Annotated in this window: 27 protein-coding genes; 14 read left to right on the top strand and 13 right to left on the bottom strand. The window is 44.8% G+C overall.

Annotated elements, in window-relative coordinates:
* Nucleotides 1-16 precede the first annotated feature (16 nt).
* The 3 genes from fliD to F7R24_RS14900 all read right to left on the bottom strand — a co-directional run bounded on the left by fliD (nucleotide 17) and on the right by F7R24_RS14900 (nucleotide 3,384).
* Nucleotides 17-1,420, bottom strand: a complete 1,404-nt coding sequence (fliD, locus tag F7R24_RS06910; protein WP_151670522.1) for a flagellar filament capping protein FliD — start codon at nucleotides 1,418-1,420, stop codon at nucleotides 17-19.
* 35 nt (nucleotides 1,421-1,455) lie between these two features.
* The gene (locus F7R24_RS06905; RefSeq protein ID WP_151670521.1) at nucleotides 1,456-1,851 is read right to left on the bottom strand and encodes a flagellar protein FlaG; all 396 of its coding nucleotides are present in this window, start codon (nucleotides 1,849-1,851) and stop codon (nucleotides 1,456-1,458) included.
* Between the two features lie 72 nt (nucleotides 1,852-1,923).
* Entirely contained in the window at nucleotides 1,924-3,384 is a 1,461-nt protein-coding gene (locus F7R24_RS14900) for a flagellin (protein WP_151670520.1), read from the bottom strand.
* Between the two features lie 164 nt (nucleotides 3,385-3,548).
* Between F7R24_RS14900 and F7R24_RS06895 the strand changes: the two genes are divergently transcribed.
* On the top strand, nucleotides 3,549-4,073 hold the full coding sequence (locus F7R24_RS06895) for a GNAT family N-acetyltransferase (protein ID WP_168926788.1): 525 nt from the start codon (nucleotides 3,549-3,551) through the stop codon (nucleotides 4,071-4,073).
* Nucleotides 4,074-4,136: 63 nt separating this feature from the next.
* Here the strand turns inward: F7R24_RS06895 and fliW are convergent, their stop codons facing one another.
* Nucleotides 4,137-4,589 (bottom strand): flagellar assembly protein FliW, encoded by a 453-nt coding sequence (fliW, locus tag F7R24_RS06890; RefSeq protein WP_151670518.1) that lies wholly within the window; start codon nucleotides 4,587-4,589, stop codon nucleotides 4,137-4,139.
* Between the two features lie 171 nt (nucleotides 4,590-4,760).
* Between fliW and F7R24_RS06885 the strand changes: the two genes are divergently transcribed.
* Nucleotides 4,761-6,050, top strand: a complete 1,290-nt coding sequence (locus tag F7R24_RS06885) for a nucleoside recognition domain-containing protein (RefSeq protein WP_151670517.1) — start codon at nucleotides 4,761-4,763, stop codon at nucleotides 6,048-6,050.
* An 81-nt stretch (nucleotides 6,051-6,131) separates the two neighbouring features.
* Here F7R24_RS06885 and F7R24_RS06880 read toward each other — a convergent pair whose 3' ends face one another.
* The gene (locus tag F7R24_RS06880) at nucleotides 6,132-6,356 is read right to left on the bottom strand and encodes a toxin-antitoxin system HicB family antitoxin (RefSeq protein ID WP_151670516.1); all 225 of its coding nucleotides are present in this window, start codon (nucleotides 6,354-6,356) and stop codon (nucleotides 6,132-6,134) included.
* Nucleotide 6,357: 1 nt separating this feature from the next.
* Nucleotides 6,358-6,783: a putative toxin-antitoxin system toxin component, PIN family gene (locus tag F7R24_RS14985; protein WP_151670515.1), complete on the bottom strand. Its 426-nt coding sequence runs from the start codon at nucleotides 6,781-6,783 to the stop codon at nucleotides 6,358-6,360.
* A 274-nt stretch (nucleotides 6,784-7,057) separates the two neighbouring features.
* Here F7R24_RS14985 and F7R24_RS06870 point away from each other — a divergent pair, with 274 nt between their 5' ends.
* Entirely contained in the window at nucleotides 7,058-7,297 is a 240-nt protein-coding gene (locus F7R24_RS06870) for a type II toxin-antitoxin system Phd/YefM family antitoxin (protein ID WP_151670514.1), read from the top strand.
* Nucleotides 7,298-7,684, top strand: coding sequence for a type II toxin-antitoxin system VapC family toxin (locus tag F7R24_RS06865; RefSeq protein WP_151670513.1), 387 nt, complete (start codon nucleotides 7,298-7,300; stop codon nucleotides 7,682-7,684). It abuts the gene before it with no gap.
* 154 nt (nucleotides 7,685-7,838) lie between these two features.
* Here F7R24_RS06865 and F7R24_RS06860 read toward each other — a convergent pair whose 3' ends face one another.
* Nucleotides 7,839-8,399 carry a hypothetical protein gene (locus tag F7R24_RS06860; RefSeq protein ID WP_151670512.1) on the bottom strand — a complete coding sequence of 187 codons (561 nt, stop codon included), beginning with the start codon at nucleotides 8,397-8,399 and terminating at the stop codon, nucleotides 7,839-7,841.
* On the bottom strand, nucleotides 8,396-9,436 hold the full coding sequence (gene epmB / locus F7R24_RS06855; RefSeq protein WP_151670511.1) for an EF-P beta-lysylation protein EpmB: 1,041 nt from the start codon (nucleotides 9,434-9,436) through the stop codon (nucleotides 8,396-8,398). Before epmB ends, F7R24_RS06860 begins: the two co-directional genes overlap by 4 nt.
* Nucleotides 9,437-9,563: 127 nt before the next feature.
* Between epmB and efp the strand changes: the two genes are divergently transcribed.
* Nucleotides 9,564-10,127: an elongation factor P gene (gene efp, locus F7R24_RS06850; RefSeq protein WP_151670510.1), complete on the top strand. Its 564-nt coding sequence runs from the start codon at nucleotides 9,564-9,566 to the stop codon at nucleotides 10,125-10,127.
* A gap of 11 nt (nucleotides 10,128-10,138) precedes the next feature.
* On the top strand, nucleotides 10,139-11,107 hold the full coding sequence (gene epmA, locus F7R24_RS06845; RefSeq protein WP_151670509.1) for an EF-P lysine aminoacylase EpmA: 969 nt from the start codon (nucleotides 10,139-10,141) through the stop codon (nucleotides 11,105-11,107).
* A gap of 9 nt (nucleotides 11,108-11,116) precedes the next feature.
* Here epmA and F7R24_RS06840 read toward each other — a convergent pair whose 3' ends face one another.
* Nucleotides 11,117-12,271, bottom strand: a complete 1,155-nt coding sequence (locus tag F7R24_RS06840; RefSeq protein ID WP_151670508.1) for a MalY/PatB family protein — start codon at nucleotides 12,269-12,271, stop codon at nucleotides 11,117-11,119.
* A gap of 193 nt (nucleotides 12,272-12,464) precedes the next feature.
* Between F7R24_RS06840 and F7R24_RS06835 the strand changes: the two genes are divergently transcribed.
* From F7R24_RS06835 to F7R24_RS06820, 4 genes are read left to right on the top strand one after another with little or no spacing between them, the layout of a single operon-like run.
* The gene (locus F7R24_RS06835; protein WP_151670507.1) at nucleotides 12,465-14,003 is read left to right on the top strand and encodes a 2-isopropylmalate synthase; all 1,539 of its coding nucleotides are present in this window, start codon (nucleotides 12,465-12,467) and stop codon (nucleotides 14,001-14,003) included.
* Nucleotides 14,000-14,872, top strand: a complete 873-nt coding sequence (locus F7R24_RS06830; protein WP_151670506.1) for a uracil-DNA glycosylase family protein — start codon at nucleotides 14,000-14,002, stop codon at nucleotides 14,870-14,872. The genes F7R24_RS06835 and F7R24_RS06830 overlap by 4 nt, the downstream gene beginning before the upstream one ends.
* Nucleotides 14,869-15,330, top strand: a complete 462-nt coding sequence (rimI, locus tag F7R24_RS06825) for a ribosomal protein S18-alanine N-acetyltransferase (protein WP_151670505.1) — start codon at nucleotides 14,869-14,871, stop codon at nucleotides 15,328-15,330. Before F7R24_RS06830 ends, rimI begins: the two co-directional genes overlap by 4 nt.
* 19 nt (nucleotides 15,331-15,349) lie before the next feature.
* Nucleotides 15,350-16,018 carry an energy-coupling factor ABC transporter permease gene (locus tag F7R24_RS06820; RefSeq protein ID WP_151670504.1) on the top strand — a complete coding sequence of 223 codons (669 nt, stop codon included), beginning with the start codon at nucleotides 15,350-15,352 and terminating at the stop codon, nucleotides 16,016-16,018.
* Nucleotides 16,019-16,036: 18 nt separating this feature from the next.
* On the opposite strand, the gene F7R24_RS06815 is transcribed toward F7R24_RS06820, so the two are convergent.
* Together F7R24_RS06815 and F7R24_RS06810 are read right to left on the bottom strand one after the other, a co-directional pair.
* Nucleotides 16,037-16,570: a response regulator transcription factor gene (locus F7R24_RS06815; RefSeq protein WP_151670503.1), complete on the bottom strand. Its 534-nt coding sequence runs from the start codon at nucleotides 16,568-16,570 to the stop codon at nucleotides 16,037-16,039.
* Nucleotides 16,563-17,816: an ATP-binding protein gene (locus F7R24_RS06810; RefSeq protein ID WP_240776021.1), complete on the bottom strand. Its 1,254-nt coding sequence runs from the start codon at nucleotides 17,814-17,816 to the stop codon at nucleotides 16,563-16,565. The genes F7R24_RS06815 and F7R24_RS06810 overlap by 8 nt, the downstream gene beginning before the upstream one ends.
* Before the next feature lie 109 nt (nucleotides 17,817-17,925).
* Here F7R24_RS06810 and F7R24_RS06805 point away from each other — a divergent pair, with 109 nt between their 5' ends.
* From F7R24_RS06805 to F7R24_RS06795, 3 genes are all read left to right on the top strand, one after another.
* Nucleotides 17,926-18,366 carry a c-type cytochrome gene (locus F7R24_RS06805; protein WP_151670502.1) on the top strand — a complete coding sequence of 147 codons (441 nt, stop codon included), beginning with the start codon at nucleotides 17,926-17,928 and terminating at the stop codon, nucleotides 18,364-18,366.
* A gap of 137 nt (nucleotides 18,367-18,503) precedes the next feature.
* Entirely contained in the window at nucleotides 18,504-20,090 is a 1,587-nt protein-coding gene (locus F7R24_RS06800) for a peptide chain release factor 3 (protein WP_151670501.1), read from the top strand.
* Nucleotides 20,091-20,105: 15 nt separating this feature from the next.
* On the top strand, nucleotides 20,106-20,876 hold the full coding sequence (locus tag F7R24_RS06795) for a TatD family hydrolase (RefSeq protein ID WP_151670500.1): 771 nt from the start codon (nucleotides 20,106-20,108) through the stop codon (nucleotides 20,874-20,876).
* On the opposite strand, the gene F7R24_RS06790 is transcribed toward F7R24_RS06795, so the two are convergent.
* On the bottom strand, nucleotides 20,873-21,274 hold the full coding sequence (locus F7R24_RS06790) for a hypothetical protein (RefSeq protein WP_151670499.1): 402 nt from the start codon (nucleotides 21,272-21,274) through the stop codon (nucleotides 20,873-20,875). The genes F7R24_RS06795 and F7R24_RS06790 overlap by 4 nt on opposite strands.
* Nucleotides 21,275-21,322: 48 nt before the next feature.
* Nucleotides 21,323-23,236, bottom strand: a complete 1,914-nt coding sequence (locus tag F7R24_RS06785; RefSeq protein ID WP_151670498.1) for a beta-ketoacyl synthase — start codon at nucleotides 23,234-23,236, stop codon at nucleotides 21,323-21,325.
* A gap of 200 nt (nucleotides 23,237-23,436) precedes the next feature.
* Between F7R24_RS06785 and F7R24_RS06780 the strand changes: the two genes are divergently transcribed.
* Nucleotides 23,437-24,084 carry a YiaD family glycine zipper/OmpA-like lipoprotein gene (locus tag F7R24_RS06780; protein WP_151670497.1) on the top strand — a complete coding sequence of 216 codons (648 nt, stop codon included), beginning with the start codon at nucleotides 23,437-23,439 and terminating at the stop codon, nucleotides 24,082-24,084.
* Nucleotides 24,085-24,093: the final 9 nt, after the last annotated feature.

Genomic DNA, 24,093 nt, shown 5'->3' with positions numbered 1-24,093 from the left:
TTGAACCTCTAATAGTTTAACGTTTTGAGCGCGGTGCGCTAATTTGACTTATATTTTCAAGCTGCTGTGTCAGGAAATTACCCGTATTATTCAGCTGAGCAACAATTGAATCCATGGCATTGAATTGCGCAAACATGCGCGCCTCTAATGCGCTCATTCTTCTGGCTACCGTTTCCCTTTCGGTTCCTAAACTACGAATCTGTTGATTGATTGACTCAGTGCGCGTATCAAAGGTGCCACTTCGCTGTAAATAAATACTCAGTGTGTCATTAAGTCGATTCGCAATGCCTTGTTCACCACTGAAGAACTGACTGACATCATTAAAGTTTAAACGTAACGTTGAGTTTAAACGGACGGTATTGACTTCTAAAGTGCCATCTCGTTTCGTGGTGATGCCAAGATCAACCAAAGCACGAATATCACCACTGCCTGACTGACTGGATGAAAAAATATCACGAAGTTGATTTTGCACGGTTCGAGTGAGCGAATCACTTAAAAGGTTGCCAGCCTGTCCTGTCGCAGGATTGAGGCGTGTTTCTTCAGCAATCAGTTTTCGTAAGTCATTATAAGCCGATACAAAGCTTTGTATTTGTTCACTGACGTCATTAATGTTTGATTCAACATTCAAGGTAATAGGTTTGTTGGGCTCGGTTGTTCCTTTCAATGTAAAGGTCACGCCAGGAATGACATCTTCAATGCTGTTTGAAGCCGAATTAACCAGTTGTCCTTCAATGCGAAATAAAGCGTCTTCGGCCGCAGTGACTTGGTCAAAGTTGCTGTTGTTGCCATTAAGCGCTGGGTCAAAGCTATAATCAAAAACAGACAGATCGCCATTGGTTGAGTTGCTGGTAATCGACGTTATTCTGCTCGCCTCACCCGTGTCGTTGGCTGTGAGTACTAATCTAGGGCCTGATGATAAATTTAGAATGGTAGCGGTCACACCAAAATTGTTCTGAGCTGAATTAATTGAGTCTCGAATACCCGCAAGAGTTGCATCCTGTGAGTTGATATTCACAGTAAAGCTGGCACCCGCCTGATTGCTAAAACTTAAACTACCCGTATCACCCGAAGTGTAGGCTTGTTGGCTAACCAGTTTTTGAGCCGAAGCAAGACGTTCAACATCTAAGGTATAACTACCGATGCTGGCGGTTTGTTCTGCGGTGATGGTCGCAACCGACTCATTGCTGCTGCTTGCAGATCGGTTGTTAAAGTTACTGGGGTTTCGTAATTCGGTTAAACTACTTTGAAAATCTGACAGTGCTGATTTCAGCAAACCTATGCTAGAGAGTTCGGTTTGCAGGCTGGCTTCACGTCGGTCCAGTCGATTTAACGCAGGGCGTGATTCAGCCTCAACCAATTGTGTGACTAAGTCATTAATTGGAAGACCAGAACCAAATCCAGTAGATGATATAGTTGACATGGAGCACCTCCTAACGCACTAGCAAATGTTGATCGTTAAGCGCGTTCTTCAAACAACAAGCTTTGCATGTTTTGCATACTATTGATCAGTTTTAAGATATCTTCTGACGGAATCTGTTTAATTAATTCCGAAGTTTGTTTATCCATAATTTTGATCACCGTGCGTCCATTATCGTCATCAACCCTAAAGTTGATACCCCGTTCAATGGATCGCATCATATCATTTAAGGCTTCCACGGTTTCGCTGATTTCTTCAACGGTTAAGGTGGTGCTTTCAGCAACACTACCCTGTTTATTGAGTTTTTCAACACTGGGGGCACTCAGGGATACTTCATTCGCAGTGGCACCCATAACGCGTCCACCACGCGAACTTGTCTCGCTGGCAGTGTTGGATGTTGAAGGCATATTGCCTAGTGGTTGAATGCTACTCATGACTTGTCTCCTTTAGACAAAAACGGGGACCCTGCGATCCCCGTTAAGTATATCCAAAAACTCCCTTTACTGTTACTGCAGCAGTGACAAGACTGACTGCGGAACAGTGTTGGCCTGAGCCAAGATTGAAGTACCTGCCTGCTGTAGAATCTGGATGCGAGTTAGATTCGAAGTTTCTTGTGCAAAGTCAGCATCCTGAATACGTGAGCGTGCAGCTGATACGTTTTCAGAGATGTTACGTAAATTACTGATAGTAGACTCTAGACGGTTTTGCAATGCACCGAGGTCTGCGCGATTAGCATCAATAGTCGCTATTGCACCATCTATTACAGCAATTGCATCTTGCGCTCCACGTGATGTGGAAATATTAACATCACTTATTGTTTCGAGTCTTGAGGTTTCTTGTCCAAATATTTCAGCTAAATCACCCTCTTCGCTAGAAAGTGAAAATTTATCAGTAGAGGTTAAGTTAATTGAACCAGCTGCAACAGCATCTTCCTCACCAACAACATCTACCTCAGTGTCAGTATCAACTACGCCATTAATCACAGAGCTTACATTTACTTCATCGGCTGTATCTAAATTGAAGAGAATATTTCTTCCTTCAGCTGATACTAAGCGAATATTACCTGTTTCTGCGTTAATTGATGCGGATAAACCAGTATCACCAGTTTCTCTGTTAATTTTATCGACAATAGACTGAAGGTCAGATAAACCATCAAGGTTTGTGGCTCCTCTAGAGGTGCCGATCTCTCCACCAATTCCATCATCATCATCAAAAGTAATTTCAAGTTCAACTTCAGTACGTGCAGTTGCAATTACGTTTGTTGTAGATGAAATAGCATTGATTTTATCAGCGACGATCTTTGCATCAAACACTTCTTCTTCTTCAAGCGTAATAATGCCAGCCTGTTCGGTCGTGCCATTTAAGATGGTGATTGTACCACCCTCAAGCTCTAAGTCTCCAGGATCAGTTGTGACAAAACCAGCAAAATTCAATCCTTCAGTGTTCTTTACGCTTTGACCACCTATTGAGGTTGCTGAAACGTTTTGAAGTGATATGTTAATTGTCTCATTGGCTTGAGATCCTACTTGTAAATCTTGCGATCCAAAAGTTCCATTAAGTAATTTCTGACCACCAAATGCTGAAGTATCTGCAATGCGTGTTAATTCTGCTTGGAGTGCAACTACTTCTTTCTGCAGTGCAGCACGATCAGAGGATGAGTTAGAGCCGTTAGCTGCTTGTAGGGCTAACTCTCGCATACGTTGCAAAATGTTGGTTGATTCTTGTAGAGCCCCTTCCGCAACCTGCGCAATAGAGATACCATCATTGGCGTTACGTGCAGCAACATTCAAACCATTGATCTGTGATGTTTGACGGTTAGAGATTTGAAGGCCTGCAGCGTCGTCTTTAGCGCTGTTAATACGCAGACCAGAAGATAGACGTTGCAATGAAGTTTGTAATTCACCCTGTGAACGAGCCAAGTTGTTTTGCGCGTTGAGGGATGAAATGTTTGTGTTAATAACAGACATGGTCGTTCTCCTTAAAATCATTTGCAGGTTGCACTCTGTGCTTAAAGCTGCAAATGTTTTGGTTGGTGTGTCTAATCAATTTGCTCTGTACCCTTTATAACGGCACCCTTACAGAAAACTTTAGCGTTAGTTGGAAGAATTTTAAAAAATAGAGGATGCTGTGCTTGAAACAGGAACTTAGACAGTTAACCCGCGATGATGCTGCACAATTCATTGCCTTGGTAGATGCTAATCGAAACTATCTACGGCAATGGTTGCCTTGGGTAGATAGCCACAGGGATATTACTGCTAGCCAGCGCTTTATTGCGGATACCGATAATCTTTTCAAACAACAACACTCTTTTCATTTAGGCTTGTTTACGGCAGACCAGTTGGCGGGGGTGATGAGTATTCATCACCTTGACTGGCGCAATCGAAAAGCGGCATTGGGCTATTGGATAGGTGAGTCGTATCAAGGCCAAGGTTTGGTGACCGACGCGTGTAGAACCTTGATTCAATTTTGCTATGAAGATCTCGACCTCAATCGTTTAGAGATACATTGTGCGGTTAATAATCACAACAGCCAAAAAATTCCTGAGCGTTTAGGGTTTGAACTAGAAGGTGTATTAAAGCAGGTTGAGTGGTTATACGATCATTGGGTTGATCATAAACTTTATGCCTTATTGAGAGATGATTGGAGTCAGCACTAATCTCAACGACCCTTGCTAAGCGTGTCAGAGAAGTTAACTGACACGCTGCTAAAATCAGAAATTTTAAGCAATCCCACGAATTAACGTAATGCGTTCAACTTTAGGTAGCGATGCTTGAAGCGCTTTACGAGCCCTAAGATTAATCACTAAAGGACCTTGTAAGTTTGCCCGAATGCTTTGGTTTGGCACTGTTTCATGGTCTTGCTCTGACGAATTTCCTGCTTTTGATAGCATCAACACGACAATCAGTTCATCACCTTCGGTGACTTCGAGTATTTGTGTTTGTTCATCGCTTAATTCAAATTCATAGCCCAGATTCAATAAATCAGGCTCCATTACAGAAAAGCAAAGCTCCGCATCATCCACCGATTGTAACCAATGCACTGTCGGCTTGCCTTCCTCATGAAATACTTTAAAGCGGGTATTCTCTTCAAACCCTGGTAGGCCTTGTGGAAAGGTAATTAATTCGTCGTCTTGAATCTCTTGCGGGCCAAATAGGGCGGTGTTGATTTGCATATCCTGTTCCCTCTCTTGTTGTAAGTGATAGCTAGAGATTAGCAGCTACCTAGCAGGGCGTCACTATTGGTGTTCTTTTAAAACACATTTCCTTGATGTACATCTACACTGGTCAGTTGTTTAGCGTTAGGATGACCTAATTAGCTGAGTTTATATAGGTTGCATGCCGCTATGAATCTGATCTTTTTAGGTATTGTCTTGATCGCTGTCATGGTGGCAGGCGCTCGTCAGTTAACTCATGTGCCTGTTGAGGGCATAGCAACACCGATGGAGCTGCTTTCATCCGGTATGATTAGCTCGGCACAAGGGGCAGTAGAGCTGGCGATTGGTCTTGTTGGTGTGATGACCCTATTTCTAGGATTGATGAAGGTTGCTGAAGCTGGCGGCTTGTTAACCATTATTGCAAAGTTAATTCGTCCTTTGATGGTGCGTTTATTTCCTGAAGTCCCTCCTGATCATCCTGCCATGGGTGCGATGATCTTGAATATGTCAGCGAATGCCTTAGGGCTTGGCAATGCGGCAACACCTTTTGGCATCAGAGCTATGCAGGAGCTAGATAAGCTCAATCCTCAACCGGGTACAGCAACGAATTCGATGGCATTGTTTTTAGCCATCAATACCTCAAGTATTACCTTGTTACCTACAGGTGTTATTGCACTTCGAGCGGCCGCTGGTTCTGCAGACCCGGCAGGTATTTTACCCTCAACCCTGTTTGCTACGATTTGCGCAACTATCGCTGCGATTTGTGCCGCTATGCTTTACCGTCGATGGTTTCCTGTTCGTCCTGATCCTGAAGCATTAAAAATGGATCGACCTTGGGTCACTGATTCAACGGATGTTTCACCTGTTAATAATAGTGGCGCTTACCCGTTTTGGGTGTCAGTGATGTCTTTGTTGGTGATCGTGTCGTTGATTCCGATGATGATATTTTATGGATCATCCGTGTCGCCTTGGATTATGCCGATGTTGATGGTTGGTTTTTTATTGTTCGGAGCTATTCGTGGTGTTCGAATTTATGAGGTGTTTGTAGAAGGTGCCAAAGAAGGTTTTCAAGTCGCCTTACGAATCATTCCTTACTTAGTTGCCATCTTGGTTGCAGTCGGTATGTTCAGAGCCAGTGGTGCAATGGATGTGATGGTTTCGGCGATTGGTGGCTTTACCTCACGTTTTGGCTTGCCGCCTGAAGCCTTGCCGATGGCATTGTTAAGGCCTCTATCAGGTTCAGGTGCCTACGGTATTATGGCCTCAGTCATTAATGATCCAGCGATAGGGCCCGATAGTTATGTAGGTTACTTGGTTTCAACCTTACAAGGTTCTATTGAGACAACTTTTTATGTGTTGGCTGTCTATTTTGGTGCGGTACAAATCCGTAAGGTCCGTCATACCTTAGCGGCTGCGCTAACGGCTGATGTGGTGGCGGTAATTGCGGCAGTAGCGGTGTGTAGTTATTTGTTTTTGTAAAAACAGCTTCTCCTCATCTTGAAGATTGTGCGAGGATTTGAGTGGGATTATTGCTAAGTGAAGCACTTGCATACTGGTGCGTTAGTTACTATGCGTAGTAGCGTCAAGTTTATCTATCAGCTCCAGACCGCGTTTAACATCTCCAGATGCAGCTAGCGTGCGAAAACGTGTTTCACAGTCAAACTCGGCTAATGTCTGAGTTGAAATCTCTTCAATTAACTTGTTTACGCTCATTTTTTTACTACGAGCCATGGCTTTCAAGCGATTATGTTTGTCGTCAGGTAGCCGGATAGTTAAGGTAGCCATACTATTGTCTCCTAAGTAATTGTTCAGGTGTCATTACATGCAATCCAGGAAATATCAGCTCAGAAGATTGGATATCCCTGATGTTGTTGGTAACAACACAATAGGCATTGCCGGCAACGGCAAGTTCAATTAAAAAATTGTCACCCTCATCGGACAAGTTTGGGCGCCATAAATAGTAAATGTGCACCCACTCGCAAATGCTATAGTATGCATTTAGTAGCTCTCGAAGTTCATTGGGTTCCAATGGGCATAAATCAAGGATATGAGATCGGTTTGTAACATCTTCATATTCCATGAATAGAGTATTGCTAATCAATGGCTTGTAATAGCCAAGTAGGCAGCTTTTTATCAACTCCCTAGCGGGGCCAGTAGGGCCAATAAGTGCATTGATTAGCACACTAGTATCTATGACTATAATATTGTTCATGTATTAATGATGGCATATATGCCATCACTTGGCAAGTCGAGATAATTATTCTGCAATCTGTACAGATCTACTTTGCGCAGTATGTTCCGGATTGTGTTGAGAAAGAAATTCAAGGTCGTAAAAAACAAATCCGAGTTATCATAAAGCGTCGAGTTTGACTAACGGCTCTAGAGCTCTGCAATAAGCAGCCCAGTCACCGGAAATGTGGTATTAGTTTACATTCATTTGTTTTTTGATAGACTAAGTTTAATAAACTAAGTTTAAGGTGTATGGTATGGAATCGATTAACATTCATGAAGCCAAGACCCATCTATCTAAGATTATTGCAAAAGTAGCTGAGGGTGAGGGTTTTATCATTGCGAAAGCAGGTAAGCCAGTGGCTAAAATTACTGCTTATGATGCGCCTGCAGAGTCAGAGATTAAGCGAATTGGTTTTTTGGTAGGTGAGTTTAAAGTGCCAGACGATTTTGATCGAATGGGTCAAGATGAAATTGCTGATCTCTTTGGTGTGTAGATGAATTTGTTACTGGACACCCATCTATTACTTTGGTGCGCATCTGAGCCATCTAAGTTATCGCAGGAAGCAATTAGACTCATCAATAATCCATCTCATTGTTTGTACTTTAGCGCAGCAAGTATTTGGGAAGTAACGATTAAGCAAGGTTTGAATAGAGATGATTTTTCGGTTGATCCTTATTTATTGCGTCGGGGGTTAATTGATAATGGCTTTATAGAGTTACCTATTACATCGCAACATACGCTCAATATCATCAATTTGCCGAGTATACATAAAGATCCTTTTGATAGGCTTTTGATTGCGCAAGCGGAAGTAGAAGGGTTCTTGCTGTTAACTCATGATAATTTGGTCGCTCAATATCCTGGACCAATAAGAAAGGTTTGAGTTTGAGTTGCTCTTAACTTGGGTGTCGGTTAACTTCTCTGACCGTCGTTTGCCATGGATGGCAAACGCAAGCGGTCATGGATGACGTAAAGCGTGTCAGATAAGTTAATCGACACGCTAAGTGGCACTATCTAAAGTTAATCATGTAGAGTAATTACAAGCTACAGCTATTTTCCGTATCACTTCCTGGTAAGATTGCGATGCGATCTGCGTGGTAGAATTCGACCATGCCATCCATGTAAATCAACTCTACCCCTTCAATTTCAAAGCAGCGTAGGTTGTGGTTTTGCCATAGCTGTTCCCAATGACGGCTTCCGCTCGCTTGTCCTGGTGCAAAAGGTCCTGCAACACGAAGCCATGTATTGGGATCACCAGAGCGCTTGGATCTAACAATACTACCGTTGTGATCATACGCAGTGGTTTTGAACATTACGTATTCAATGGTTAAATCAGTACCGTTAATAAAGTTGATGTAAGCACCTACATCGCCTCTAGCTTTGGGTGTTTCTGGAGTCATTTGGCTGATGAGCAAAGCAGGTTTGGGTAACGGTGGTGGGGGTGGTACTTCTACAACAGGTTCAGGTTCTGGTGCATCTTTTTTAAAATTGAAATTTAAGCAACCGGTTAAACTTGCCGCAGTGATAAAAACAATCGAAGTGCGTAACAATAGTTGAGAGGCTGTGTTGCGTGTGCGAATGGGGTTCGCCATTTTCATGAAATCACTCCAGATGATTTTTGTATGTCGTCTAACGGTGTCAGTAATGTTTTCGACGCTTTACCGGGTATTTCAACAGCCAGACGGGGCATTAAATAGCCAGGTAAACTTGCTTGCATATCGGCTGCTAAGCGACGTGCTTCTGTTTCCGGTATGTCAAAATGCCCTGCACCCGCTACCGGATCAAATAGAAATAGATAATAAGGTAATATGCCTGCCGCGAAAAGGGTTTTGCTGAGTGTTTTTTGTACAGTTGCATTATCGTTGATCCCGCGCAACAAAACACTCTGGTTTAACAAGGTGATATTTTGTTGTTTGAGTTGATTCGCTGCATGGTTAACTTCTTCATCTATTTCATTAGGATGATTGATATGCAGCACTATAACCGTTGATAAACGAGTACTCGCTAGCATGCTCACCAATGCAGGTGTAACGCGTGAAGGTATGACCACCGGTAAGCGGGTATGGATACGCAGACGTTCAAGGTGAGGAATCTTTTCAAGGTCGCTGATCATGCGGTGAAGTCGGCTGTCAGGAGTGGCTAAAGGATCACCACCAGAGAAAATAACTTCTTCGACTTCGGTGTGTTCTTGTAAATACTTCAAAATAGCTTGCCACTGCTCTCGCCCAAGTTGGTTGTCTTGATAAGCAAAGTGACGACGAAAACAGTAGCGACAGTTTATTGCACATGCACCACTTAGAATTAACAATACCCGATGTGTGTATTTGTGAATGAGTCCCGGCAAAGGGTTGGATGCATTTTCTTCTAAAGGGTCGGTTGTGTATCCGGGAAGTTGTTGAGTTTCTTGTTGCTGTGGAAGTACTTGAAGCAATAAAGGATCCCTTGGGTTTCCTTTTTCGATTCGAGATAAATAAGGTTCTGGAACACGCAGGTCAAATAGAGCATCACCAGCGATAGCTCCGTCAAGCAGATCATCTGGAAGTGCTAACCTTTTCAAAAGCTGTGCAGGGTCGGTTATGCTCTCGCGAAGCTCATCTTGCCAACTGCGTACAGAAGTGATTGAAATAGGTTGCATGGCGCTCCGAGTTTTTACATTCAGTGACTTTGCGTGCGATTATTTTCACGACAAAATTGGACTGCATTCTCGTTTGAAGTAGAATGCCTGTCAATTCTTTAAAACGGCTTTAGTCAAGGAAACCTGAATGGCTAACTATTCTGCGAATCAGTTCAAAAATGGTCTTAAAGTGATGCTGGATGGTGATCCATGTAGCATGCTAGATGTTGAGTTTGTTAAACCGGGGAAAGGCCAAGCGTTTACGCGCGTGAAAATGCGTAACCTGATTACCGGTCGCGTGTGGGAACGTACTTTTAAATCCAATGAGTCGATTGAAAGTGCCGATGTGATGGATACAGATTTAGAGTATCTCTACAGCGATGGTGAAATGTGGCACTTTATGGACACGAGCACCTTTGAACAGGTGGCTGCGGATCAAAACGCGATTGGTGATGCAGCGAAGTGGCTTAAAGAGCAAGATAAAATCATGGTGACACTGTGGAATGGCAATCCTATTGCCGTGACGCCACCTAACTTTGTTGAATTAGAAGTGGTTGAAACTGACCCAGGTGTGAAAGGTGATACGGCTCAAGGTGGTTCTAAACCTGCTACCCTAAGCACAGGTGCTATTGTACGTGTACCGCTGTTCATCGAGATAGGCGAAAAGCTGCGTATTGATACGCGTTCTGGCGAATACGTCAGCCGCGCTTAAGCCTTTATAGAATGTACTCCAACGAATGGCAGCCCACAGCATCGCTGACGAATCTTCGTCAGCGTGCTGAACTCTTCAAATCGATTCGTCACTTCTTTGATCAGCGCAATGTAATGGAAGTGGATACACAAATCCTTTCTCATTGTGCAGTGAGTGACCCCTTTATTGATTCACTCTCGGTTGAGTATCGTCCTCATCCGAATGCTGAAGGTCAATTTCTGCATCTGCAAACCTCACCTGAATACGCAATGAAGCGTCTCTTGGCTTCAGGTAGTGGTGATATTTATCAGTTAGGAAAAGTGTTTCGCAACGGTGAAGTAGGGCGACGACATAATCCCGAATTCACCATGCTCGAATGGTATCGACTGGGTTTTTCGTTAGAAGATCTCATGGATGAAGTTGAAGATTTAGTGAAAACGCAGATTGCTGATCTGCCATGGCGACGTGTTTCTTATCGTGAGCTGTTTATTGACGTATTGCAGCTAGATCCTTTTACTGCTTCTCTGCAAGAGCTTCAGTATGCATGCCGACAGCAGGTAGAAGCGTCCTTTGATGATGACGATCGTGATACCTGGCTGAATTTGTTGATGTCTCATATCATTGAACCACAATTAACCGGCGCAGTGTTTGTGCATAGCTACCCCCCGAGCCAGGCTGCCTTAGCCTGTGTTCATCCTGATTCAACTGGGGCGCAGGTTTCTGAACGTTTTGAGCTATACCTTGATGGTCTTGAACTGGCGAATGGCTACCACGAGCTAGCGAATCCCCAAGAACAATCGCAACGCTTAACGGCAGATCAGCAGCAAAGAGCTTTGCTGGGCTTGCCTCAACGGCCGCTGGAAAGACGATTAGTGAAGGCGTTAGAGCACGGGCTGCCTGAATGCAGTGGCGTAGCACTGGGTGTAGACCGCCTGCTGATGCGAATGTTAAAGGCAGAGTCTATCGCTGAGGTGATTCCGTTTGGGTTTGAGCGGGCTTGATCTGATTGATCAAGCCGGCAGATGATTCAACAGACCTCTACGAATCCGGTCAACTGCTTCCTCTAATAAGCTTCTTGGACAACCGAAGTTAAGCCGCATAAATCGCTCATCACCAAAATCACGTCCTGCTGACATACCAACGCCAGCTTGCTCAAAGAAGTGCGCAGGATTTTCCAGTCGTGCAGCACTGATATCGATCCAAGCTAAGTAGGTCGCTTCGATGGGAAGAAGCGACAATCCTGGAATGCTGTTAATCTCCTCTAACAGATAATCACGATTACCGCGAAGGTAATTAATTTGCGCTTGGTGCCAAGCTTCTCCATCACGGAAAGCGGCAAGCGCTGCGGTGTATCCTAATAAGTTGACATCAGGAACGATGCCTTTGCGTGCCCGTTGAAAGTCTCGTCTGAGTTGTGGGTTTTGAATGACTGCAAAAGAGCAACCTAATCCCGCAATGTTAAAGGTTTTGCTGGGTGCCATCAGGGTAATCGTTCTGTCAGCGATCTCAGGATGCAGGCTGGCGATGGGGATATGCTCCAAGCCTTCTTCTAGAATCAAATCGCAATGTATCTCGTCTGAGCAGATGATTAAATCATGTTTGATAATGAAGGCTGCAAGTTGCTCTAGTTCATCACGCTTAAAAACAGTGCCCCCTGGGTTATGAGGGTTACAAAACAACATCAATTTGGTGTTATCAGTGATCGAGCTTTCTAACGCGTCAAAATCGATCACATAACGCTGACCTTCAAGACTTAACGGTACTTTGATTAACTGCCTATCGGATAAATGAGGAGAGGTCATAAAAGGCGGATAAACGGGGCAGGGTGTGATGACAGCCGTTCCACTTGAACCCGTTGCTCGACAAGCTAGGTGTAATCCCGGAACTAAACCTGGTAGCCACTCCAATTCGTCGGCTGTGACAGTCCAGCTGTACATATTCGCCAGTCGCGTTTGAACTTGCTCGATTAGTTCTTGCGGGGTGTTGGTGTAACCAAAAATGCCATGATCGATACGTTTATGTAATGCTTCTAATACGGCAGAGGGTGCCATGAAGTCGGTATCAGCAACCCACATGGGTAACACACTGGTATCACGATAACGCTCCCATTTCTGGCTGGCGGTATCTCGACGATCAATCAGTTTGTCAAAATCAGTGGGGCACATAGGGTGATCCTTGTCCATTATCAATTATCAGGCTTTTATATAGAGTGGATTGAGTTTAGCCCTCATTTCTTGCAGCATCAATCTTAACTGAATCCGTTAATGATTAGCTGTTCTGCATCAATACGTATTAAAATAGAAGCATAAAGCAGCGCTTGAGTTGCCGCTGTAATCAGATTTCGATGGGAGCCATGTCATGAGCCAGAATAATGTCATTATTTTCGATACCACGCTACGAGATGGTGAGCAAAGCCCCGGTGCATCGATGACGCGTGATGAGAAGCTTCGTATTGCACGTCAGTTAGAGAAGATGCGTGTTGATGTCATTGAAGCGGGTTTTGCCATCGCGAGCCAAGGTGATTTTGAAGCAGTCAAGGCGATTGCTGATAACATAAAAGAGAGTACAGTGTGTTCTTTGTCTCGTGCCCTCGATGCTGACATTGATCGTGCCGGTGAAGCATTAGCTAATGCCAACTCAGGACGCATCCATACCTTTATCGCGACATCTCCGATCCATATGAAATACAAATTGCAAATGCAGCCAGATCAAGTGGTTGAGAATGCTGTTCGTGCGGTGAAACGTGCCCGTGGTTTGGTCGCCGATGTCGAGTTTTCATTGGAAGACGCCAGTCGTTCCGAGCTGGACTTTATGTGTCGTATCATTGAGGCAGTGATTGATGCCGGGGCGGGTACGATCAATATTCCTGATACGGTGGGTTATGCCGTTCCACAAGAATTTGGTCACACCATTACTCAGTTATTAAACCGTATTCCTAATGCCGATAAAGCGATCTTCTCGGTCCACTGTCATAACGATTTAGGCTTGGCGGTGGCTAACTCTTTGTCTGCGGTCGCCGCGGGTGCGCGTCAGGTTGAGTGTACGGTGAATGGACTGGGTGAGCGTGCTGGTAACGCCTCTCTTGAAGAGATCGTCATGGCACTGCGTACGCGTAAAGATGTGATGGGATTGGAAACCCGTATCGACACCACGCAAATAGTGCCTGCCTCTCGTTTAGTGTCCAGCATTACCGGTTTTCCGGTGCAGCCGAATAAGGCGATTGTCGGTGCCAACGCCTTTGCGCACGAATCGGGTATTCACCAAGATGGCGTTCTGAAGCATCGTGAAACCTATGAAATTATGACCGCTGAAAGTGTCGGCTGGAATACTAATCGAATGGTGTTGGGTAAATTGTCGGGTAGAAATGCTTTCCGCACTCGAATGGAAGAACTAGGTACCACCTTTAGTTCGGATGCAGAGCTCAATGATGCCTTTGCTCGCTTTAAAGATTTGGCAGATAAGAAAAGTGAAATCTTTGACGAAGACTTAATTGCTTTAGTCAGCGATGCGCGAGCAACCTCGGGTTACGAGAAGTTCCGTTTTAGCAGTTTACAAGTCACCTCTCAGACAGGTGAGATACCCGTTGCTCAAGTGGTTGTTTCTGTTGAAGGCGCTGAGAAAACCGCTACTGCAGAGGGTGGTGGTCCGGTCGATGCCGCATTGAAAGCCATCGAGTCCATTGCCAATATGGGTGCAAACTTACTGCTTTATTCTGTTAATGCCATTACCAGCGGTACCGATTCACAAGGTGAAGTGACTGTACGTTTAGAAAAAGGCGGTCGAATTGTGAATGGCTTGGGTGCTGACACGGATATTATCACTGCGTCTGCTAAAGCCTATATCCATGCGTTAAACCTGTTGGATGCCAATCTTGAGAAGGCGCATCCTCAGGTATGAGTTCGTTTTCGGCTTTGCAGCAACTGGAGCAACAGCAAACCTATCTGCAGGCGATGGGGATACAGCGTTGGCTACCTCGTCAGGTGCTGACCCATGCACCTGCATCTGCAGCCTGGGTCGCTGAGTTTGTTTGGCCGCCAAAAGAGGTTGTTGACGTTGATCAACCCTCTGTTGACGAGTCGTCAATGACGGCTTCGGTTAACCCACAGACAAATATAATAGATCGTCCACCGAGAACGTTGAATACTGACGCTATTCAAAGCTCTCGGCAGGCCGCCTTGTCGAATATGGTTATCGATGAACCATCTGTTTCTTTTCCAGCTAAAGCAGCACCGGTATCTGATACAGCGGTAATAGTTGATGAATCTTCTGCAGTCGAAGAAGTACCCTTACCCGAGCGCTTTAAAAATCCTCGTTACTCGTTAGCCTTTATACCGGCGGGTGATCTGCTGGTGATAGACAGTTTGCCGCCTCATGCCCGTGATGCCATCAACCCTGCTTACAAAAAACTCTTGATCGGTGTGTGTCGTTCTATAGGAGCAGAAGTCAATCTCGAGGCGATTGATACTCATCTTTGGCCGGCTTTCGCAGGCTCTCATCTGAATCAAGGTGGTGAAGAAGCGCAAAATTCTGTGCGACGACAGTTAGCCGTCGCGTTAAAAACACACCCTATTAAGCGTATCTTATTGTTAGGTGAACCGGCAGCTCAATGGTTGTTAGAGCAGGATCAGTCGCTTGAAGCGATGAGAGGTCTGACGTTTTCACTGCGAAGTGGTGTGAAAACTCAGGTGAGTTACAGCCTGATGCACATGCTGAAACTGCCTGAGTTTAAAGCCGACTGCTGGCGAGATCTACAAGCGTTACTATGAGCACGAATGACGAGCTAAAACACTTCAACTTTGATCAATTGTCGCCTGAACAAATCAACAAAGCTCGAGAGATAGAGCGTATTTGCTTTGATGATCCTTGGTCAGAAAGTTTATGGCAGCATTATTTACCACAGACCTTTGCTTTGTTTGCGTCGGATCAATTACTGGCTTATGCACAATGCTCTATTGTCCTCAATGAAGCAGAATTACTCAGAATTGCTGTCGATCCTAGCCATCGCCGAAAAGGAATCGGTAAGCAGGTGATGATGGCGTTATTGAACCTGCTGAAAGATCAGGGTACCGAGCGTTTGATGCTAGAAGTAAGAGCTTCAAATAAGGCTGCTATTGCTTTGTATGCGACAAGTGGTCTTTCCCTTGAAGGACGTCGTAAAGGTTACTACGAAACAGAGCAAGCCGGTCAGCGTGAAGATGCTTTGCTCATGGGTGTTAATCTTTAACCAATATTAGGCCTATTTAATGAATATCAGCACCGGAGTGCTCAGTCAGTATTGGATATGGGGAAGTGCTGTCGTGTATGCCATAGCGCTTATCTTTATTATCCGTCGAGTGCCTTGGGGCATTATTATGCGTGAGCGAGGCATTCAACATCTGTTGTTTGGATCAGCCGTGATACTGGTGCTACTCTGGCAATTGCGCGCGGGAGTCACCGATTATTTAACTATCTATTTTCTGGGTATTACCACCTTAACCTTGATGTTTGGTTGGGATTTGGCGGTACTGGTGGGCTCTATCGTCATGCTTGTGATGACACTGTTAGGTATTGAAACTTGGCAGATGCTTCCGATCAATCTTGTTTGCAATATTTTGATTCCGGCAGGGGTTAGTATTTTGATACTGCGTCTCGTAGAGGCCAAGCTACCGAAAAATTTCTTTATCTACATGTTCCTCTGTGCCTTCGCCGGTGCGGGTGTAGCCGTTGGTGTATCCGGTTTCTCTATGGCGATGATTTTATGGTTAGATGGCATTTACCCTTGGTACAAGATCTATCATGACTATGCGCAATACCTGCCGTTAATTATGGTTCCTGAAGGGCTAATTAACGGCATTATCATGACCGGTATGATGGTGTTTCATCCTGACTGGATACGCACTTTTGATGCGAAGGCGTATATCGATGATCAATAAGCTTTCGTGGTTTTGTTGTTAGCGTTTTACCGGATATTTGGCTAATTTTCGTTGCAGCGTGCGACGGTGCATATTCAGTGCACGAGCTGTTGCTGAGATGTTGCCGTCATGCTGATGTAACACCTGTTGTATATGTTCCCACTCCAGTCGGTTCACTGACATAGGTTCAGATTCTACTGGCTGATCGATATCAGGTTGCTCCACTTCAAGTGCTGCCAGAATTTGATCGGTATCAGCAGGCTTGGGGAGGTATTGATTGGCGCCCAGCTTTATTGCATCTACCGCTGTGGCAATGCTGGCATAGCCGGTCAACATCAGCATGCGTATATCTGGAAAGCGCTGACGCAATAACGGGATGAGTGTTAAACCTGAAGCCCCTTCCATTTTCAAGTCTAGCGTGGCGAAGTCGAAATCATGTTTTTTAATTATATGTTCCACTTCCTCTGCACAGTGAGCTGTAGACACTTGAAAGCCCCGTCGAGTGAGAGATCGCGCTAAAACGCGCGCAAAGGTTTCATCATCATCGACGATCAAAAAACGCTTTTCAGACATGCGACGACTCCTGTGAGTTGGCGTCAATAATGGGAAGTTTTACCTCTGTCAGTGTTCCGCCTTCGGGGTGATTGTATAGCCTAACTTCACCTTCTTGACTGGCTAAAGATGTCACGGTTAAAAACAAGCCAATTCCTAATCCGCCTTTGGTGGTGAAAAAGGGTTTGCCCATGTTGGCTAGCTGTTCAGGAGTCAATCCCGGGCCGAAATCTCGAATGTTAATCGTGACAAACTGTTGATTAACATCAGAGATAGAAATCTCAACTGGCTTTTGACTAGCATCTAACGCATTGTTTAACAGGTTAATAAACGCCTGTTGTAGCATCATGCTGGATTGAATTAATGGAGTATCATCATGAAAGGTTGCCAGTTGATAGCGAGCTTCAGGTCGCATGAGTTGCCAAGCACTTAATAGCTTTGATAAAAATTGATCCAAAGGCTGGGCAACGCATTTACTTTGACTCGCATCTTGCGTTAATTGCTGTAATTTATGTTTACAAATATCAACCTGTTGCTGCATCAGGCTAAGATCTTCATTCAATTCTGGGTGCTCTTGCTGTAGGTCACTCAGTATGACTTTTAAAGTTGATAAAGGTGTACGTAGCTCATGAGCTGTCCCCGCTGCAAGGGTCGCCAAGGTGAGTACTTGTCGGTCATGAATACTGCGCTCTCGTTCTTTATGGAGTTCTAAGTCTCTTTCCATCAGTGCGTTACGCATTTGCACCACATAGATACTGATGACGCCCACGGTCAGTAGAAAGCTAATCCATAAGCCTGTGATATGTTGCTGAAAAAGCTGTACCAGCGTGTGTTGATGTGAGGCTGAAAAGTCCAATAAAGGTAGGAAGTTAAACATCAAAGAGCTGTAAAGTGCACCGACAATAAGCGCCATAAGCAGGGTAAAGCGTTTCGGTAACGTCGTTGCAGTGATGATTAACGGAATTAATAAAACAAAGATAAACGGATTACTGGCACCTCCAAACTGATAGAGTAAGGCGGCATATATGACCACATCAGCACAGAGTTGGGCAAAAAACTCGGCATCTAAAACAGGCCATCGAGAGTGAAGCCTAATGTAGGTCATGATGTTTAATGAAATCAGTGCAACTAAACATAACCCGGTCAGCCATAGATTGGGCGTTAAGCGTAGTTGCGAAATGGCAATAAAGAGGGCAACACACGCCACTGCTAAGATGAGCGTTCGAATATAGCTAAGATGGAGTAGGTGTTGTTGATGTCGATTCACTAAAGCCTCCGTTAAGATAAAGTCATTATAAAGGTTTTAGAGGAACTCGGGGCGCGTCAGAATGTCGCATATAAGAATTTGTTGATTAAATAAGAGATTACAGAAAGCTATGAAAAAAACAGTTCTATCCCTTGGTTTGTTATTGGCTGCTAGTTTTGTCAGTGCTGATAATATAAGACCTGAAAGCAGTGTTGAATATCGACAATCTGCGTTTCGTTTAATGGAGTTCCAGTTGAACGTCTTGAACCCTATGCATCGTAGTCAAGCCTATTCAGAAGAAGCTTTTGCCTATCGCGCGGACACGCTAAGTCGTTTGGGGGCACTTGCACATGAAGGCTTTACTGAAGAAAGTCGAAACATAGACAGTCGCGCCTTATCAAGAGTTTGGGACAGCCGAGAAGACTTTGATCAGCGCATGCAAACCTTTATCGAAATTACCGCCAACATGGCCGAAGCCTCAAAGGCTGGCAACAACCGTGAAACGAGAGATCTATTCCGTCAAACCCTGCAAAGCTGTCGTTCATGCCATGATCAATATCGGTTGGATTGATGAGCGGAATTAATCGACTATGTTGATCGGTTGTGTATCGTAGAAGCGTTATTTGTTAGAATGCCGGCCTCTATTGGCTCATCAGAGTCATAACTGAATCAGCTTTCGATTAAAGAACTTTTTAAGGGGTTTTAAGCATGGGTGCTAGCACTCTTCACACTGAAATTAATAAGCGAAGAACCTTTGCTATCATCTCGCACCCGGATGCGGGTAAAACCACCATCACTGAAAAGCTGTTATTGATCGGTCAGTTGATCCAGGTAGCCGGAACGGTCAAGGGTCGTGGAAGTGATCGCCATGCAACCTCTGACTGGATGACGATGGAGCAAGAGCGCGGTATTTCTATAACCTCTTCTGTTATGCAGTTTCCTTACAAGGATCGAACGGTAAATCTTCTGGATACTCCGGGGCATGAGGATTTCTCTGAGGATACCTATCGTACACTAACTGCCGTCGATTCTGCCTTGATGGTGGTCGATGGTGCGAAAGGTGTAGAGGAACGTACCATTAAATTAATGGAAGTGTGTCGTTTAAGAGATACACCCATTTTTTCCTTTGTAAACAAATTAGACCGTGATATCCGTGATCCCATCGAGCTACTGGATGAGATTGAAGAAGTCCTGAAAATCGAGGCTGCGCCAATAAACTGGCCTATCGGTTCGGGTAAATGGTTTAAGGGTGTCTATAACCTTTATACCGATACTATTCATATCTTTACACCGGGTATGGGGCATGCACTTGCCGAAGATAAGCGCATTCAGGGCCTAGAATCCGATGAAGCGCGTGCCTTATTGGATGATGAGTATGATAGCTTTGTCGATGAGATAGAGTTAGTGAAAGGGGCTACACATCATTGGGATGTGCAAGCCTACTTGGACGGTAAGTTAACACCGGTCTTTTTCGGTACGGCGCTGGGTAACTTTGGTGTGCGTGAAATGCTAGACGACTTTGTGCAGTGGGCTCCAGCCCCTCCCGCTCGTCCAACAGAAACCCGTGATGTCGCCGCTGATGAGGAAAAATTCACTGGCTTTATTTTCAAGATTCAAGCCAATATGGATCCCAAGCATCGTGATCGTATCGCCTTTATGCGTATTTGCTCGGGAAGTTATACACGTGGTATGAAAATGCGTCATGTGCGTACCGGCAAAGATGTGCGTATTGCTGACGCCGTGACCTTCATTGCTGGTGATCGTGAGAACGTTGAAGAAGCTTGGTCAGGCGATATTATTGGTTTGCATAACCATGGCACGATTCAAATTGGTGATACCTTTACCGAAGGTGAATCGCTGAAATTTACCGGAATTCCGCACTTTGCTCCAGAGATGTTCCGTCGGGTACGTCCTAAAGATCCTCTGAAAATGAAACAGTTACAAAAAGGTTTGCAGCAGTTATCAGAAGAAGGCGCTGTTCAGCTCTTTATGCCGCTGAAAAATAATGACTTAATCCTAGGTGCGGTGGGTCAGCTTCAGTTTGAAGTAGTGGTTTATCGCTTGAAAGATGAATACAAAGTGGAATGTCTATATGAGCCCATTACCGTGCAAACAGCGCGCTGGGTTGAGTGTAGCGATAATAAGATGCTCGATGAGTTTAGACGTAAAGGTTATGACAACTTAGCATTGGATGGCGCTGGATTACTGACGTATTTAGCACCTACGCGGGTTAATCTGTCCTTAACCGAAGAGCGTTGGCCCGATATCCGCTTTAGAGCAACTCGAGAGCATTAAAAGCAGGGCACACAGTTGTTTTTTGATACCCATTGTCATTTAGATTTTGCAGTGTTTGATGCAGACCGCGGCCCGCTGATGCAGCAGGCGAAGACTATGGGTATCGATAAAATTCTAGTGCCAGGCGTTCAGTTGGAAGATTTTCCAAACATCATTCAACTGCAACAGCAGTGGCCATCGCAGATAGCCATTGCACTCGGTTTACATCCTTGTTTTATTCATAATCATCCCGAAGACGCGATTACTGAATTAACTCATCAGTTAAATCAACATTCCCATGTTTGTGCTCTAGGTGAAATTGGCTTGGATGCGCGGGAAGGCATGGCACCTGAAGCCGTTCAAGTGATGTTGCTAGAAGCTCAGCTCAAGCTGGCTCGGAAAATGGAACTGCCTGTTATTTTGCATGTCGTCAAAGCGCATGATCGAATGTTAAGTTTACTTCGTCGCTATGCGTTGCCAAAAGGTGGTGTTGTTCATGCCTTTTCTGGCAGCTTTGAACATGCAAAGCAGTATGCAAAACTGGGCTTTAAGCTAGGCTTTGGTGGTGCGATCACCTACACAAGGGCTCATAAACAGCATCGATTGGTGCGTGAATTACCCTTAGAGTGGATATTGATTGAAACGGATGCGCCCGATATGCCGTTAGAAGGCTATCAGGATCAACCTAATAGCCCTTTAATGGTCGTAAAAGTAGCAGAGGAAATTGCTGAGCTAAGAGGGCTGAGTCTGCAGTCTGTAGCTGAACAGACTCAGCGTAACGGATGTGAGTTGTTTGGAATTAATTAATTTTCATAGTAGGCACGGTAGACATCTTCAAGCGTAGACCATGCCGTATCAGTATATTCATTCATCGGTAAATGATAGAAGCGGCCTTCTCCTTGGCGTTCAGGGGTGTAACTATTATTAGGTGGGTTGAGTAGCATTCTGGCAAAGTTCAAGGGATAGTTTGGCCCAGCAACGCGTCGACCATACTTTTCTTCCATTGGACGTAAAACAGTTCGTGCTGAAGCTATCGGTGCTAATGCATAGCATCTTGACGTTTCGCCACGACACACTCTGAGATCTTGTGTATCAAGCTTGTAATACTCATTAGCGGTTGGATCACGTTGAAGGAGGCCATCTGTTTTAAGGCATCCGGTCAAAAAAAATGCAAACACTAGAGTTAAACCAGCTAAACGTAACATCTTCTTGCTCCTAGAATACTCTTGATAACTATTTTGCTGATCCGTAGATCAATCATTAAAGTCATCATAGGGGTTTTCGACGGCGATGGAAACGGGGTTTACATAACCGGGTAAGCGAATCTCTGTATCGGTTATATGCAAATCCTCACCTGTAAGCACTTGATGATCGTATAGATAGATAGGTTTGCTAAGACCATGAGTTGCTTCGTTGTCGTATGCTTTGGCAGTCTCAGTGACTTTGGTGTTGCGCTCTTGCCAAGCATGCATGCTGGATTGACCATAGCGTTTCGTTAACAAAGCTTGAGTGGCTTTAGGAGATAAAATCACAGCACTAGCATTGTTACCACCAAAACCTTTGGCATTAATGAGAACACTGTCCATATGCTCTGGATTATCAACTCTGTGACTAAGTGGAAAATGTAAGTTCGATTGATGAACATCATCGGCAATTTCTGGAGTGGTTGTTAATCCAGGAATAACACCGTATTGCCAGACACCTAAAGATGCCATGATCTGATCACCACCAGCACAACCTTGAGAGTGACCAACATAAGCTTTAACAGCCGATACGGTCCAGTCTTGAATGCCGAAAGCTTTGGCTGTTTCATTGATGACATGAGATTCAGTCACACGGTTTTGCGGTGTGCTAGTTCCATGTGCCTGAACAAAACTGTGGTGCTTTAGCGAAGTTTCGCCTAATAAGCTTTCCACAAGTGAAGCAGCCTTACCGAGCGTGAAGTAGTTGCCGATACCTGGTGCTGAGATGGATTTCTTATGGCCGTCAGCATGGACGAAGACATCTCCTACGGCCCCAAAAATTTGAGCACCTGTTTCAATCGCTAGATCATCGCTCATCAGTACTAGGTATTGGCTCGACTCGCCCATGGTAAAGCCGCAGTTATTACCAAAAGGACGGCATGCACGACGATAATCATCTTCACTAAGGCTGGATAGGTTATCCAATGCCATGAGGTATTTATCCTCAGCCAAGGCTCCCATAGCACGAAAACCTTCAATGATTTCGGGTGTGACAGGGGCATCACTACCACCAACCATGACCAGCTTGCGACGTCCTGAACGTATCTCTTCAACACCACTTTTCAAGTTGTATAAAAATGTTGCACAGGCACCTAGAGCTCCACCTGTTAAGCCGACATTGCCCAGTAAGTAGGCATTGATAAAGTCAGCAGGCATTTGTGCATAACCTAACGGCATCTGCTTGGAAGTTGTGCGTTTCCCAAGCGCGGGGAATTTAGTGAGTCCACCAAAACCTGCATCATCCATCTGTCCAATCGAGTTGCTGGCAAATACTGCAACTTGATCGGGAGATAGTTGAGCCGCTAGTGTCTGAAAATCAATACCGACAGAACGTAACGCATCTGAAGCGGCATAAACGCTCATCTGAAGACCGCGAGGGTGGTTGCGTGATTGATACAATGATCCTGGGTCAAATCCAGTCGGTAACATGCCTGCACTTTGTACCGAAGATTCACGAAAATCAGGAAAAATAACCTCACAGCCGCCGTTAATACGAACTTCAGATTCGCTGGCAGAGAGTGCACTGATCTGCCAGTTCGAAGGTGGATTTTGAGGTAAATGGCGATTGCGCAAACGAAAGGTTAATGGATCAGTGCCAGCATTTAGTGTTGCCGCTTTATTCAGCATCACTTGGTTTACATCAAACCAGTCTGGGTGTATGCGGCGAATCAACGTGTCTGCACAGATCTGGCTTTCCAGTGATTGTGCTAAACCGCTCATATCAAGGCTTTGGCCATTTTTGGTGATGAACTGTCCATTGCGATATTCTGCACGCTGCATCAGCGTTGCTAAAGCAGTCAAGGTTTCAGTTCGACTCTTGTTATCTAGCTGATCCAATATCAAACGGCGGTATCCGTGATGAAAGGATGATCGACCGGCAGGGCTAATACCGCCGAAACCAACAATGACCGGAAGCTGTGACAAGAGGATGGCTCCTTGAAGCTGAAATGCTGTAAATGCGCTAAAACCTTGCTATTTTAACGGTAACGCTGAGAGTGTACCAGTATTCTTAGGCGTTTAGAGGATTTGTCTTCTATATGCGTCTATGCTTCATCTAGTGTTCAGCTATAAACATGTATAAATGACTTTTAAATTTTAAGCTGTTTCTTATGGAGAGCAGATCTATGAAAGGTAAACTGGTGCTAGCGACAGTCACCGCTTCTGCATTGTTTTTAGCAGGTTGTACAGCAAATCCTTATCAGCCTTCAAACACAGTCAAAGGTGCGGCAGGAGGAGCAGCAGGTGGTGCTGCATTGGGTGCTGTTGTGGCAGGTTCTGGAAATAGAAATGAAGGTGCTTTGGTAGGCGCTTTATTGGGTGCGGCGATCGGTGGTGGCATTGGTCGTTATATGGATCAACAAGAAGCTCATCTTCGTCAAGAGCTTCAAGGTACGGGTGTTGACGTCAATCGTGTAGGTGATGAGATTCAGCTGGTGATGCCTGGAAGTATTACCTTTGCGACTAACGAAGATCGTATTGAGCCTGCCTTCCATGAAACGCTGAATAATGTTGCCAACGTTCTTCGTCAATATGATCAAACCTTGATAGACGTTGAAGGGCATACCGATAGTACTGGTAGTCTTCAATACAATCAGCAATTGTCTGAAAGACGCTCGCAAAGTGTAGCTCAATACCTGATTAGCTCAGGTGTTTCGCCGATGCGTGTCACCACTCGAGGTTACGGTCCATCAATGCCAGTGGCATCTAACGATAACGCACATGGGCGTTCGTTGAACCGTCGTGTTGAAATAAAGATTCGCGGACAGCAGTAAAGATCAGTT

It is taken from the genome of Nitrincola schmidtii, from assembly GCF_008973715.1.
Taxonomy (GTDB): Bacteria; Pseudomonadota; Gammaproteobacteria; order Pseudomonadales; family Balneatricaceae; genus Nitrincola; species Nitrincola schmidtii.
Note: the sequence above shows the minus strand (reverse complement) of the source record. Positions and strands in the feature narration are given on the sequence as shown.